This is a genomic window from Brevibacillus laterosporus, from assembly GCA_007833815.1.
GTDB lineage: Bacteria > Bacillota > Bacilli > Brevibacillales > Brevibacillaceae > Brevibacillus_B > Brevibacillus_B laterosporus_D.
This window is the reverse complement of the sequence record CP033464.1, coordinates 658,936-674,269: the sequence shown is the minus strand read 5'-3', so window position 1 is coordinate 674,269 and position 15,334 is coordinate 658,936. Positions and strand designations below refer to the sequence as shown.

The following is a 15,334-nucleotide window of genomic DNA, read 5'->3' as shown; positions in this document are numbered from 1 at the left end:
TATAAAAGAATAGAAATGGAATTTTATGGACGTAATTTAAAAGGTAGAGGCAGGTGTCTAGGAAAATCAAAATAAGGAACGGAGAAGGGAAGATAGAAATGAGAGTAAATCGAAAATCATGGATTATCATTGCAATAGCTTTGAGTGTCGTGGGAGGAGCGGATGTTGTTCAAGCAGGGGCGTATGCTAGAGACGAATTTATAAACCATCAGGAATTAATCAGCAGTAAGCAGCCACTTGTAAAATCAACGGTGAAGCAAAAAGATTATGCTAAGCATTGGGCGGAAAAAGAAATTGATATGGCACTACAAAATAAATGGCTAGGGAACTACTCCGATGGGAAATTCCGACCTGACGAACCTATCACGCAGTCCCAATTCTTGTCCGCTTTAGTTTCGCTACACCAGCTTAAAGAGAAACAGCCCCATCCCGAAACAGCCAAATCTTGGGCCAAGGATGCCTATGAAAAGGTAGCTAAAGCAGGCTGGATGACACCAGATATTAAAATCCATCCTGATCAGGGGATTACTAGATACGAGGCGGCTGCTTGGATAACGAATGCTTGGGGGCATAAGCAGACTGATGTGTTTCAGTACACTTATCAAAATAATTTACTTTTATCTAGTAACAAATTTGTTAATGGGTTGTATCAGCCTAATGGGAAGCTTGCAATGAAAAGTATGAAGTTCGTACAACAAACTGCTTTAATGACAGATAGTTTTACTAGAGCTGAAGCAGCTCATTCATTAAAGCTAATATCAACTAAAATCCACCATCTGAACGAATGTAATAGCTGGATTGATCAGATACAAAAATCTCTGACTATTAAGAGTGGTAAATTGACGGGTAAAGTTCCGAGTTTACCTGATGTGTTGTATGTAAAGCAAGCTTCATTAATACAAAATATTGATGGGGAAATAAAGGAATTACAAGGTGATTTTTCGATCGATCCAAAGGGTAAATTAATTTTTGGCGCTACTTTCGATTCTAATACCACGGTACTGTATGAATGGAAACTACCAAATCTTACTCCTCAGAATGTGCTAGACCTTTCGTTCGATGATACGGAATATTTGATAAGGAATTTGGATGCTCATATATGAACAAAGCATTTTATGTATTTTTAACGTTTGTAATTTTATTTTCTTTATTACCAGTTGATTTGCAGAGAGTGGAAGCTAGAAATCTCTCAGCACCAAATTTTAAGGGAATGCCTGAAATTATCACCATAGATAATGATTATACTCCAGGGACCAAGGGGAATGGAGGGAATCCAAAAACACATGATCTAGTACAAGTGAAAAGAAAACACAGTAATGATCCAAGAGATCCATTGCAGATAAGCAGTGAAGATTACAGGCTACATAGAATGTATGTCTATGTTGACGGAGATTTGGTAGACAAAAAAAACATATCGAAACAAGAAGTACTCTCCCTAGTTGAATCTAATAAGGACTCTGACAACGGGTACCCCATGATTAACCTTGAAAACATGCAGGCTTGGATTGATAAGTTAGGAGGTAATTGGAGATTTATCAGTAAGGAAATAAGTGTTTATCAAATTAAAGCTAATAATAATCCTTCAAACATTATGGACGTTGTCTCCCTCTCACAACTAATCGAACTATGTGGTGGCATGGGAGGAGGGCGATTTGGATTCGAGCCTTACAAAAAAGGCTATGCCAAGTACATCGGATTTGCCAAATACACGCAGACCAGAGTGCCTACAGGAAGCATAGGACCATTAAACCTAAGCTACAAAGTAAATGATACGGTAAGCATCACTGGACAAGCTGAAGCTTTTTCCGCTTATAACAGAAGAATTATTATAGATAAATTTACCATATACAATAAAAGCACAGGGGGCAGTTACAAAGAAATTGTACCGGTCGGAACAACAGGTGCCTCCTCTTGGCAAAGCAAGCCCTTTTCTTACAAAGTAACTGAACCAGGATTGTACGAAGTTAACCTCTATGTAAAAGATTATCAGTGGCGAAATGCAGACCACTATCCCTACACCAAGACATTTGTCGTTGGAGGTGTGTGTGATCCGACTACCTCAAAAACCACAGCAGAACTACACATTAAAAATAAAAAAGAACTTCTTCCCTCCAACAAGACCTTCCAGATGCCACAGGGTGCAGATAGCATCTCTCTGAACTTCACCAAAACAGGAACATTACGGATTAATAATACGGTTTATCAGACAGGAAAAAACATTAGCAACATCCCAATCACTGGCGTTAAACAGATTAGTTTTACTTCAACAGATGGTACTGAATGTTGGATTCAAGAAGTAGTACCGCCTAAGCAAGAAAAGCCTGACTGCAAATCAACTCAAACATTTCGCGTCCTGCTAAATGGGACAAAATATGAAAAAGATATACAGATGCCAAGTGGTGATAGTTTTACCATTCTTGATCAAGCTGATACGCTCCGAATAGAAGCTCCTATTCGTGGGACGTATTATTTGAACAACAGTCCGTTAAGCCCTACCTCTTCAACATGGATGGAAATTGGTATCGCACCATATGCTTCTTTTAACATTACATTCACGAGTGACGATGGCTCTGAGTGTTGGCAAAAAGAGTTTAATTGGAAATCGGACAAGATCGATTGTCCAACCTATTCGTATGACAAGGGCGGGAATGACCAAATTATGTCGGGGAAAACAATCGAGGTTCCCTTGCATGGTGATCTGGACATTTATGCTTCTCATCGATTTGAGGATAATCCTAATACACCTGTCTATCTTTTATGGAAGATTATAAAGCCAGATGGTAGCACATACACCATAAATCGGTATCTGGATAGTGACGATCGTGGTGGTAAAGATCGTTATGTGTGGAGAAATAGCCCAACCAATCATCTAAAGCTACCGACCTCCCAAAAATACGATAAGAAACAGCAAGTGACATTTGATCAGATAGGAAAATATGAAATTTGGACGTACAATTCTGATGATGATTTCGCTGATTGCCCCACCTGGAGAATCACAGTAGAAGTGAAGAAGCCTACATGTACAGATTTTACAGTTGAAGTCGAGGTAAATGAAAAGATGGTGCTGTTGGATAATCAGGCACTTACCTTAAAACCGGGCAAACAGTATGTGAGATTTAGTGGATATTTATTTGATGAAGATAATTTTAGGGGAGATTGGATTTTGACCCGAGATAGGGATAAAAAAACAATCATTACGTGGGATGGAACGATTTTTGCCCACGAATTTTCTGATTTGACGCAAGAGAGCTACACCTTGACTGCTATTTTTAAGCAGGACGGGTTGGAGTGTAAGAAAGAGTTCAAAATTTATGTAGGTGGGTTTACTTGTGATGATGTAACCATGGAAGCATATGTGAATGGAGATAAAGTAGATATAAAGAGAGTAAATGGCAAGAGTAAACTTGAAGTTGAATTAGGAAGAATGAACAACATCAAAGTAAAAAGTTTATACGACCATTCTGATAAGGATCTACTAGTGTCATGGACGTTATCCCAATCTGGACATGTAGTGGCTGAGGCAAGTGGTAATCCTTTTATCTATAGTCTTATAAATAACGAAGAAACGACCTATTTATTAGAATTAAAAGCGCTACAGAATGGCAGAGAGTGTCTGAAGGTTATAGAAGTTGTGGTTAAAGGAAAAGGTTGTGAGGATATTTATTTGCATTTCTATAACAAGGCAACCAATGAATACTATCATGATATGAATAAGAGAACGAAGAAGTTTCGAGTTTCTGGTCTGGAAGAATGGACGTTAATGCTTACGGATAATAGTTCCCAAGCAGAACAAACCATGGGTACTTCTATTATTCAAGCAGATTGGTTATCTGATCTACCAAATATGGCATTCAACTCTAAAGATAAGTTTATTGGTCAACAAACGGGAGTAGGGACCTACGTCATTACTGCTAAGGTAAATGATCCAAGATACCCTCATTTACAGGGCTGTAGTTTCACGTTTACGTTGGTGATTGACCCCAATCAAACAGGAGATTGCTCTAGCTATTTTATCCATCTCCTACAAGATGAGCCCATCAAGTTTACTTATAATGTTAACCATAAAAAACTGACAATTGTTGAAGGTACAAAATCTTTCTTTCTACTTAATGATAATGCAGATGATTGGAAAGGGCTGACTCAACATGTAAAATGGTCAATTTCCCCAGAGGTATTTCAACCTAAAGAGGAATTGGGCTTTCTCAGGCTTCCTATGTTGAAGCCAGGTATCTATAACATCAAAGGAACGATCAATAGTAGAAATGATAAATTTGATAATTGCACGTATGAAGTAACGATTGAAGTGATAAAAGCAGGTTTGCCTGATTGTCCGAGTTGCCAACCGGGTGGTGAGGTAGATGGTGGTACACTTCTGTTAAAATTGTACGATTCTAGCAACCGTTTGCTTCAAGGAAAACGGGACGGTGTCTGGGAAAAGGAACCGATGCGAATTGATGTGGAAATTAATCAAGCGGCAATTAACCAGGCATTTTTGAAGATTGACGGGGAAATTGAGAAAGCTGTTCGGGAAAGGACAGCTCAGATTGAAAGCATGTTAAGGATCAGAGGGTACGTAGATATTATAGTGAATGCAGTACCTAGTCCATTTCAATCAAGAAGTAGTCCAATAACTGTTTGGCCTCCTCTTATTGGAATGAAAGTAGAAGGACCAGGTCAACCAAATAGCTATCAGATTGATCCGCAAAAAGAGTTGCTATCGTTTTCTTATGCTGGAGCGATGATACCAACTCGAACTACATGGGGGGATATTTTACAAGCGTTACAATACGACGTAAGGGCAGATGGTTTTGAAATTAAAGCCCCTTACACAATCAAGCTAGATGTAAGCTATAAAATATGTGATGAGCCAACAGAAAAAGAGGATGAGGAAGGTAATCCAATAGGAAAGAAGTGCGTAGAGGAGCAAGAACAATACGAAATTGCTAACCGTTATTCGATAAAGGTGAAAGGGACTCAGCAAGAATTTCATGTTTTTGAACCAAATGGAAAAGGAATAATAGAGCATACGGAGGAATGGAAGGAATACCATGCGCGTGATCGTTATCCAGATAGTAAACGAAATGATTTCTATGCAGGTGAACGAATTTTAACTAGGGTAATACTTGAAGATAGACATAAACATCCTGTCAGCAAAAAACTCCCTTTGGTTGTCTCAGCAAATGCTTGGATTTCGGAACGTGGAAAACGGAACGACCTATTACAATCTCAATTACGTTTGCGACAAATTAGCCCTGCTTTATGGAAGGGAACGGAACAGACAATCGATAAGCTGGGCAAACGGGAACTAGGCATAGATATTCCATTAATGGGCGATAAGCAAAAAGGATTTGAGAAGGGAAAAAGCTATGCTGTTCAATTCCAGATAGAATTTAGCTTTGGGGTAAAAAAGGGCTTTTCATATCCTCAAAAGTCAAATAGCCTTAGGCATCATATCGATGAGTATCGCGCTATTTTTACGATCATTGCAAATGCATGGGAACGCCAAGGAATCCGTAATCACATTACAAAATAAAAATACCTTGCATGATTTTCTGTCTTTATCTACCGTTATACTTGGCAGAAGCAATACCTGTCGATATGATATATCGAATAGTTAGAGGTTCATATCACCATAAATATAGACTGCTTGGAATAAACAGGCGAGTTGATGCACCCTAAAAATTGCACGAGTATGAGCTTTCGGGGTAAAATAGACAGAAGATCTTTTTAGAGGCTGGTGATAAAATGAATTTATTTGATAATAAAAAGAATAATGGATTTACCATTGTGAGCGGAAAGACAGATGTTCATGGTGGATTTGGTCAAGGAGTACTTGACTTAAATCATGTTTCTGCTGTCATTATTGATGTTGAAGGAAACGATGCCTATATTGACATGGGAGCTATGCATGCCAAGAGTACGGTAGAGCGAGGCATCAAGTTTTCCACGAATAAGGAAGACGTACCTAATGGAAAACCATACTGGATCGTTTGGATTACCATTGATCGTAAAGAAGAAGGATCTTATTATGCCGGTGTAACTGCTTGTTATATGGAAGTTGACCGTGAAGCACGTCGTGGATACAAGCTATTGGTAGATCACGTTAACCGCATGGATGCTGCTATGAAACGCAAAATTATGGTGGATGAGCTTGGCGAAACAGAGAAAGTAGCATTACGTAAATTGTTGATGGAACACAATGCAGACATGTGGGCAAATTCCACTGAAGAACTAAAGCAAAGTTTAGAAATACAAGCATAGTTTGTGCTTGGGCACCAGTTGAAAATCTGGTTTTTATTAGAAAAAATGAACGCTGTGTGAACAACTTGCCAAAAGAATTGTACGAAGAAACAAAAAAAGAGTAAACTTAGATGTGTATATAAAAAGCACTAGGTCAGCAAACAGGGAGCGACATCATGTCTCTCCTTGTTTGTCTTTATTTGTAGGTTATGAATTATGCATGGGGATGCACACTAAGAAGGCATATCATTACTTTATCTTCCCAAAGGAGGAGTATGTCTTGTCTAATCAAAATGATCATTTTGTAAAACATGGCGGTGTACATTTTCGTAACAATGTAACACCGCAAGAAATTAATAACTATATCCGGAAGATGCCAGCGGGAAAGCGAGAAAGCCTTTTTGAAGTGCTAGATCACTTGGAGGAAGATGGTCTTATTACCGTTTATAATGACCACGTATTTACGGATGGAAATGGTGTTATCGGCGGAGAACAATAGTAAATGTAGTAGAAGAGTATGAAACCAAGGCACGAGGTTAGCAAGAGCAAACTACGAAATAAGAAGTAACAAAGTAAGAAGTAACAAAGCAAAAAGGTGGGAGTGTAAAACTCACAGTAAAAAGGGCGTGCCTCAATCACCTTGGTGATGGCTCGCCCCTTTTTCTATGGTTCAAGCTATAGTCTTATCGGCCCCATAATTTGTCCCACAATGATTTTTTCTCTTTTTCCAGTGGTTTTCCGTCAGGTAATTCTTGTTCTGGGATATGCTCTGCACAGTAATCCTGAGGTTCTGTACCTTCTTTAAAGTACATTAATTGCGAATGTGGACAATTTTGGGTAGCCAATTTTTTGGTTACTGGGTCTATATAAACTGATACGACACCAGTGGGGGCATTAAACTGGCTAGGTGGTTGATCTTGCAGAGCGCTTTCCATAAAAGCGGCCCAAAGTGGTGCAGCTAGACGTGCATCCTTGATTGGATCAATCTTCTTTCCTTCGTCATAGCCTGTCCATACACTTGCTACCAGTTGGGGCGTAAATCCACTTATCCAAGAGTCATAGTCGGTAGAGCCTGTTTTTCCAGCGACTGGACGATTTAATTGTGCAACGACTCGATTAGCTGTACCACGTGTATCACTAAAAACAGTTTGCATCATCTGATTTAATACATATGAACTACTTGGATCTGCTACAAGAACATGCTGAGAGGAATCCTCAGCTAAAAGGGCACCTGTGTTGTCTACAATTTTTAGAATAGCTACAGGTGCAATGTAAGATCCATTATTTGCAATGGTGCTGTAAGCTGCTGTCAATTCCAACGGAGAAATGGGTGAGGTACCCAAAGCAAGGGAAGGCACAGCCTGTAGGGGGCTGGTTATCCCCAGTTTTCTAGCCTCATCGACTGTTTTTTGCGGTGATAACTGATTAATGGTTTTGACAGCATAAATATTATCGGATGTGGCTATGGCTTCCTGCATAGTAATAAAGTTATTGGTAAATTTATTACCATAGTTACTAGGAATATACTCTTGTCCATTTTCATAGGTAAATACAGTCGGTTCACTCTTCATCAATGTTAACGGAGTAAAACCATTTTCCAAAGCTGATAAATACATAATTGGTTTAAAGCTAGAGCCAGGTTGACGTTTACTTAATACACGATTGAATTGGCTTTTTTTATAATCACGTCCACCTACCATTGCTTTAATGAAGCCTGTTTTGGGATCAATGGCAACTAAAGCTATCTGTAATTCTTGATTATTCTTTGGCATGTTTTTCAGAATAGCCTCTTCAGCTTTTTTCTGGATTGTAACGTCTAGGGTGGTGTAGATTTTTAATCCACCATTCTGGACGGCCTCTTCACTTATTCCATATTTATCTTTAGCTAATGCAAGAACATAGTCCCGAAAATAAGGTGTGGCAGAAGCCTTATGTGTATCTTGTGGCGACCGAAACGTTAGTTTTTGTTCATAAGCTTCTTTCATTTGTTTTTCGGTAATATATCCTTCACGTTTCATGGCAGCCAAGATTAATTTTTGGCGCTTTTTTGCATTATCAAAATTAGTAATGGGTGAATAATAGGTAGGCCCCTTTGGGATTCCAGCTAACATGGAGCTTTCCGCGAGTGTCAATTCTTTCGCTTTTTTACCAAAATAGGTTTCAGCTGCAGCCTCTGCACCATAGGCTGAATGTCCATAATAGATTTGATTCATGTACATTGCTAAAATTTCATCTTTTGAATAATTAAGTTCTAGCTGCATGGTAAGCATGGCTTCTTTTATCTTGCGTGTCCAGGTTTTTTCATGACTCAAATATAGATTGCGAGCTAGTTGCTGTGTAATCGTGCTGGCACCTTGAGATTTGTTCATCTCGACAACGTTCACATAAGCCGCTTTGGCAGTCCGTTTTAGGTCAATGCCCATGTGCTGGTAAAAATAACGATCCTCTATGGAAAGAGTGGCCTGAACTAAATAGGGAGAAATATTGTCTAATGTGACGACATAACGATTTTCTCCGCGGTGAATACTATCTATAACTTCTCCGTTTCCTGCATAAATGGTTGTTGTTTGATGAATGACTGTGGCAGGCATTGGTTGAGATCGTAAATATAAGACTAAAAACAGGATGGATAATGCAGCCGCCAGCATGGTAAGACCTAGAATTTTTAAAAAAGTTTTGCCCCACCGAAGCCAACGAAGTAATGGATGCTCGCGGATGATTTCCATGAAAAGGCACGTCCTTTCTATACAGTTTGGGCATACTAGGAAAAAGTCTAGTAGATAGTATAGGTAAAAGAGGATGCTTTCATACTATCTGGAGCTAGTATCGCCCGTCCTATAAGGGTTTTAGAAAAAAGAGAAGCCCACTGACAATCTTTTTACAAAAGGCAATTTGTTCTGAAAAACCAGTGTAGTAAGAAAAATATCGGATAAAAAGACAAAAAATACTTGCATTTTGGGGGGTACCCTCTATAATTCATTTTGTTGATGCATTATGTGATCTTAGTTACATCATGTATCAATCATGAATTGATTCGGTTAAAAAGGAGGCTTCATTAATTATGAACATGGAACTATGGTACACCGAGAAGCAAACGGAAAATCACGGGATTACAACAAAAATCTCTGAGACTCTATATAGCGAGAAAACGGACTTTCAACAGTTAGATATTATTCATACCAACCAATTTGGGCGTATGCTTGTACTTGACGGTATGGTGATGACTACGGACGTTGATGAGTTTGTTTACCATGAAATGATTACCCACATTGCTCTTAATACCCATCCTAATCCTAAAAAAGTATTAGTTGTGGGCGGAGGAGATGGAGGAGCAATTCGTGAAATCGTTAAGCATGCTTCCGTAGAAAAAGCTGTACTAGCTGAAATCGACGGCGGAGTGATTGAAGCCTCCAAAAAATATTTCCCGGAAATTGCAAAAGAATTAATGGGAAACCCGCGTGTCGATGTGCAAGTTATCGACGGAATTAAACATATTCATGATCACAAGGGTGAGTATGATGTGATCATGGTTGACTCTACAGAACCAGTTGGTCCAGCGGTTGGACTATTTGAAAAAGGCTTTTATCAAGGGATCGCTGATGCGTTAAAACCAGACGGCATCATGGTTGCACAGACAGAATCACCTTGGTTTAACCGTGAATTGATCAAGCGAGTATTTAAAGACTTATCTTCTATCTTCCCAGTCACTCGTTTGTATACTGCAAGCATTCCAACTTACCCATCAGGTCTATGGAGCTTTACGATTGCTTCTAAAAAATATGATCCGTTGGCAGTAGATCCATCTACTATTAAAGATATGGATACTAAATACTATAACAAAGATATTCATAAAGCAGTGTTCCAGCTTCCTAACTTTGTAGCTGAACTGACTCGCGACTAGGGGGTAGAAAGATGCGTTTTGATGAAGCTTATTCTGGCAATGTGTTCATTCGCAGCCATCAAAACTATGAAGAGAGCCAAGCAGTCATTTATGGCATGCCTATGGATTGGACAGTAAGTTTTCGTCCAGGCTCCCGTTTCGGCCCTTCGCGTATCCGTGAAGTTTCTGTTGGTTTAGAAGAATACAGTCCTTATTTGGACAGGCTATTGGAAGACGTAAAATATTTTGATGCTGGAGATATCCCGCTTCCTTTTGGAAATGTGGAAGGCAGTCTTGAAGCTATTCGTGAGTTCGTCTCGAAAGTGTTAGCTGATAACAAAATCCCAGTTGGTATGGGCGGAGAACATTTGGTTACGTGGCCGGTGATTCAAGCTATGCATGAGAAGTACGAGGATTTGGTTATCTTTCACTTTGATGCACATACCGATCTGCGAGATAATTACGAAGGCTACGAGTATTCTCATTCAACGCCAATCAAGAAGGCATGCAATCTGCTTGGCGGTAAAAACGTTTACTCGTTTGGTATCCGCAGCGGAATGAAGGAAGAGTTTGAGTGGGCGAAGGAAAACATGCATTTGTACAAGTACGATGTATTAGAGCCTGTTAAACAAGTGCTTCCTACCATTGGAAACCGTCCTATCTACTTAACGATTGATATTGACGTATTAGACCCTTCTGCTGCACCTGGAACGGGAACCACAGAGGCTGGCGGCATCACATCTCGTGAGTTGCTCGATACCATTCATTTTATGGCGAATAACGGTGCTAATGTGGTCGGGTTTGACTTGGTGGAAGTAGCACCTGTTTACGATCACAGTGAAATGACGCAGATTGTTGCATCCAAAATTCTACGTGAGCTGATTTTGGGCTTTGTGAAATAACCTGCTATCAACCTTTTGTAATACAAGCCTATTGACAGATAAAGGCAAGAGAGCCGAGTGCTTTCTTGCCTTTTTGATTTCTACACAAAAACCCTCTCGTTTGGTAAGAAAAAATGGAAGCGAGAAGGTAAAGTATCCTATAATAAAGGCAAGGCAAGCAGACAAATACTACAGTGACAAACAAAAGTGAGGTTTCGGAATGCAAGAAGTTCAATTATGCTTATCTATTTTACAAAAAGCGGAGGGACAAACCGACAAAACCGTATTAGAAATGACGGGAAAAGCGTCACAACGCAATTCTTCCTGGTACCTACAATATAAAGAACAGATAGAAGGAGTAGGAGAAGTGTCGAATATCGTGCGTATTAACGACGATTGCACACAATTGTTACGACAAGGTAGTCTGCAGATGAAACAAATATTTGAAAAGGGTCAAGGCACAGATAGTTTATATAGCAGTCCCTATGGAGATATGCAGATGCATACGCATACCCGAACGTATAAGGTTACCTATCAAAGTGAAAAACCCATTCAAGTGTTTATTGCCTATCAATTATGGTTGAGTGGACAATATGTGGGTGAATTTGAATGGGACATGAAAATTGCATGGGAATAGAAAGGGGTATTGTTTATGGTGTTCTCCCTTATTAACGGTCTGTTTTCTGGATTGTTACTATCAGCCTTTCTGGCGATTGGTGATGGATTGTTTCAAACAAGCACGTTTCAAGTCTTATTAGATGTTAGTTATGTTCCGGGGATGGAAAATACCCCTCCCTTGCTAGCCTTTCTGATTCATTTGGTAATTTCGGTTGCCATTGCCTTTGCGTTTATTTACTTTTATCCTAAAGGGAATGGGAAGAAGATCGTTATCTATGTGACCCTATGGAATTTGGCATTTCTTATTTTGTTTTTCCCGTTTACGTATCTCAGCCAAGGTGTTTATACAGCAAGTAATATCTTGATGTGGTTTTTTGGTCACTTGTTATATACGGTATTCTTGACGTATCAAATAGAGCGGTAGAGCAGAGATGCGTAGTGCCGATTTTTTAGCATGGTGACTAGTTTTGGGCAGTCTGTCAGGAGGGATGTTGTGAGTACATTACCAAAATCGGAAACAGTGGAGATGTTAAGCGCAATTTTAGGAGCAATTGATGAAGGAATTCATGTGGTTGACGCCCAAGGGATAACGATCATGTACAATCACATCGCCGCTAGATTGGATGGTCTGACACAAGAGGAGGTGCTAGGTAAGCCGTTGTTACAAGTATTTCCCTCTTTAGATAGCGAATCCAGCACCTTGCTAAATGTCATCCAAACAGGCAAACCCATGTATAATCGCTCGCAGCGTTATACCAACTGGAGAGGTGTACAAGTAGAGACAATCAATACAACGTTACCAGTGCGTGTAGACGATCGTCTAGTTGGAGCAGTTGAAGTGGCTAAAGATATGAAAAAGCTAAGGGAACTGTCTGAACAGCTGGTGGATTTGCAGGTTCAAGTCCAAAGTGGTCGTAAAAAACAAGTGAAGCGACTTGTATCGGATCAGGTGTTTTATGAGTTCTCCGATATCTTAACAAATAGTCCTGAGTTAAACCGTATAAAACAAATAGCGTTGAGAGCAGCACGAACCAACTCTCCTGTTCTGATTTATGGAGAAACAGGGACAGGAAAAGAGTTGCTGGTACAATCCATTCATCAAGCATCTCCGCGAAAGCAACGTCCGTTTATTGCCCAAAATTGTGCTGCCCTGCCTGCTTCTCTATTAGAAGGGATTCTATTTGGCACGACAAAAGGCAGTTTTACAGGGGCAGATGATCGTCCTGGATTGTTTGAAGTGGCAAATGGAGGCACGCTATTTTTAGATGAAATAAACAGTATGCCACTGGAACTGCAAGCTAAATTGTTGCGGGTCTTACAGGATGGTCAGATTAGACGAATAGGTGGCACGGGGTCAGTACAAGTCGATGTTAGAGTCGTCGCAGCTACCAACGAATTGCCGGAAAAAGTGGTGGAAAGCGGAGGACTGCGAGCTGATCTGTATTATCGCCTAAATGTAGTTTCCTTTTGGCTTCCTCCTTTACACAAGCGTCCCGAGGATGTACCCCTTTTAGTGGATCATTTTGTGCAAAAGTACAATGACATGTTTGAGCTACACGTAAAAGGCTTAGATCAAGAGGTGTGGAAACTATTCAAGCGATGTACATGGCCAGGTAACATTCGGGAGCTAGAGCATATGATTGAAGCTGCTATGAACGTTACCGAGGGCGATTGGATTAAAGTAGAAGACCTCCCCTTGTCCTTTCTGAAAAGGATGGGTGAGATACAAACTGTATTACAAGAAAATGGTGGTAGTAATAAAGAAACAATTAATGTAGACGGAACCTTACGTGATGTTCTGAGACAAACAGAGAAACGCTTAATTCAAGTGGCACTTGAAAAAACAGAAGGAAATATTCTACAGGCCGCTAAACAACTAGGAATCCCTCGACAAACTCTACAGTATAAATTAGCGCAACAGAAGGACCAACAACCAGATAAGAAATAATGTCAGGCGTAGTTTCAAGCGTAACAACCCGACATTGCCGAAAAACTGGCACATAAACAATCTCCTAAACGGTAAAATAACATGAAACATACATGTTGAAAAACGTAAAGAAGCTTGCTAATACACCATAAACCTCATTTAATTCTGAAAATATTAAATATTCCATCAAACTTGGCATCCTCCTTGCATTATTTAAATAATGAAGCTCTAAGATGTTTTGTTATTTAATAACCAAGGGGGAATATAACATGGCATTAGCTGTTCGTAAATTGCGTAATTGGCGCGATGTGGAACTATGGAAAGAAGTTACGGATGAACAATGGAACGATTGGATGTGGCAGTTGACCCACACCATTAAAAACGTAGATGACTTAAAAAAGGTAATTAATTTAACGCCAGAAGAAGAAGAAGGGGTGCGAATTTCTAACCAGACAATTCCGTTAAATATCACACCCTATTATGCATTACTAATGGATGAAAATGATCCAAAAGATCCAGTTCGTTTGCAATCTGTACCTTTATCCCATGAGATGGAACGTACCCAATATGACATGGAAGACCCGTTACATGAGGATGAGGATTCACCTGTTCCTGGTCTGACACATCGCTATCCAGATCGTGTCTTGTTTTTAGTAACAAATCAGTGTTCAATGTATTGTCGCTATTGTACGCGTCGTCGTTTTTCAGGTCAAATCGGCATGGGAGTACCTAAAAAACAACTGGATGCCTGTATTGACTATATTCGTGATACCCCAGAGATTCGTGATGTGCTTTTATCCGGTGGAGATGCCTTGCTTATTAATGACCGCGTACTCGAATACGTGATTAAAAGCTTGAGGGAGATTCCACATGTGGAGATCATTCGGATTGGAACACGAGCACCTGTAGTTTTCCCACAACGCATTACGGAGAACTTGTGCGAAATCTTGAAGAAGTACCATCCTGTTTGGCTTAATACCCACTTCAACCATCCCAAAGAAATCACGGAAGAAGCAAAAAAAGCCTGTGAAATGCTTTCGTATGCCGGCGTTCCACTAGGGAATCAGTCCGTAATTCTTGCCGGAGTCAATGACGATCCATACACGATGAAACAATTGATGCAAGACCTAGTCAAAATTCGCGTGCGTCCTTATTATATCTATCAATGTGATCTATCAGAAGGTATTGGTCACTTCCGGGCGCCAATTTCTAAAGGCTTGGAGATTATGGAATACCTACGCGGCCATACCTCTGGCTATGCAGTACCGACTTTTGTCGTAGACGCTCCGCATGGTGGTGGTAAGATTCCAGTTATGCCGAACTATATCATTTCCCAATCGGCTGACAAAGTAATCCTACGCAATTTTGAAGGGGTTATCACTGCTTACCCTGAACCACAGAATTACAAGGCACCGGATTTAGCGCAAAATGAATACTATCAGGCGGCAAAAGGCAAAGCAGTAGGCATTGCAGCATTAATGGAAGACCTAGCAGACAATTTAGAGCCAACTGGTCTACATCGTAATAAACGGATCAAGGCGACCAAAGTAAAGTCACTTGCCGATGTGCGTAAAGAACAAGAGGAGCAAAAGAAGCAGAAAGAGCGTGTCCGTATAAGCGAAAAAGAGGCATAGAAAAGAGTATAGAGGTCCTTTCATCTCTCAATGAATAAGTAGAACTTCAAGACTGAAGGTTACTTATGGCATAGGGCGAGAAGGGACTCTTTTTTGTGTTCATAAAAACCAACTGACTACTCAATCTTTACGGTAGACAAATGAGTATGATATG

General features: G+C 40.0%; 11 protein-coding genes. 10 read left to right on the top strand and 1 reads right to left on the bottom strand.

The features are described from left to right. Positions 1–53: 53 nt before the first annotated feature. The 4 genes from EEL30_04455 to EEL30_04440 all read left to right on the top strand — a co-directional run bounded on the left by EEL30_04455 (position 54) and on the right by EEL30_04440 (position 6,739). The gene (locus EEL30_04455) at positions 54–1,103 is read left to right on the top strand and encodes an S-layer homology domain-containing protein (GenBank protein QDX91687.1); all 1,050 of its coding nucleotides are present in this window, start codon (positions 54–56) and stop codon (positions 1,101–1,103) included. After that, positions 1,100–5,533 (top strand): hypothetical protein, encoded by a 4,434-nt coding sequence (locus tag EEL30_04450; protein ID QDX91686.1) that lies wholly within the window; start codon positions 1,100–1,102, stop codon positions 5,531–5,533. Before EEL30_04455 ends, EEL30_04450 begins: the two co-directional genes overlap by 4 nt. Before the next feature lie 212 nt (positions 5,534–5,745). Continuing rightward, positions 5,746–6,261, top strand: a complete 516-nt coding sequence (locus EEL30_04445) for a hypothetical protein (GenBank protein QDX91685.1) — start codon at positions 5,746–5,748, stop codon at positions 6,259–6,261. Positions 6,262–6,520: 259 nt separating this feature from the next. Further along, a complete protein-coding gene (locus tag EEL30_04440) occupies positions 6,521–6,739 on the top strand; it encodes a hypothetical protein (GenBank protein ID QDX91684.1) in 219 nt (72 codons plus the stop codon). A 184-nt stretch (positions 6,740–6,923) separates the two neighbouring features. On the opposite strand, the gene EEL30_04435 is transcribed toward EEL30_04440, so the two are convergent. Next, a complete protein-coding gene (locus EEL30_04435) occupies positions 6,924–8,966 on the bottom strand; it encodes a penicillin-binding protein (GenBank protein QDX91683.1) in 2,043 nt (680 codons plus the stop codon). Between the two features lie 341 nt (positions 8,967–9,307). Between EEL30_04435 and EEL30_04430 the strand changes: the two genes are divergently transcribed. The 6 genes from EEL30_04430 to ablA all read left to right on the top strand — a co-directional run bounded on the left by EEL30_04430 (position 9,308) and on the right by ablA (position 15,180). Beyond that, positions 9,308–10,141 carry a polyamine aminopropyltransferase gene (locus EEL30_04430; GenBank protein ID QDX95667.1) on the top strand — a complete coding sequence of 278 codons (834 nt, stop codon included), beginning with the start codon at positions 9,308–9,310 and terminating at the stop codon, positions 10,139–10,141. An 11-nt stretch (positions 10,142–10,152) separates the two neighbouring features. Next, complete coding sequence (gene speB / locus EEL30_04425; GenBank protein QDX91682.1) at positions 10,153–11,022, top strand: agmatinase; 870 nt, start codon at positions 10,153–10,155, stop codon at positions 11,020–11,022. A 199-nt stretch (positions 11,023–11,221) separates the two neighbouring features. Then, entirely contained in the window at positions 11,222–11,638 is a 417-nt protein-coding gene (locus tag EEL30_04420) for a DUF1934 domain-containing protein (GenBank protein ID QDX91681.1), read from the top strand. A 15-nt stretch (positions 11,639–11,653) separates the two neighbouring features. Continuing rightward, the gene (locus EEL30_04415) at positions 11,654–12,043 is read left to right on the top strand and encodes a hypothetical protein (protein QDX91680.1); all 390 of its coding nucleotides are present in this window, start codon (positions 11,654–11,656) and stop codon (positions 12,041–12,043) included. Positions 12,044–12,145: 102 nt separating this feature from the next. Beyond that, positions 12,146–13,567: a PAS domain S-box protein gene (locus EEL30_04410; GenBank protein QDX95666.1), complete on the top strand. Its 1,422-nt coding sequence runs from the start codon at positions 12,146–12,148 to the stop codon at positions 13,565–13,567. A 248-nt stretch (positions 13,568–13,815) separates the two neighbouring features. Then, a complete protein-coding gene (ablA, locus tag EEL30_04405; GenBank protein ID QDX91679.1) occupies positions 13,816–15,180 on the top strand; it encodes a lysine 2,3-aminomutase in 1,365 nt (454 codons plus the stop codon). Positions 15,181–15,334: the final 154 nt, after the last annotated feature.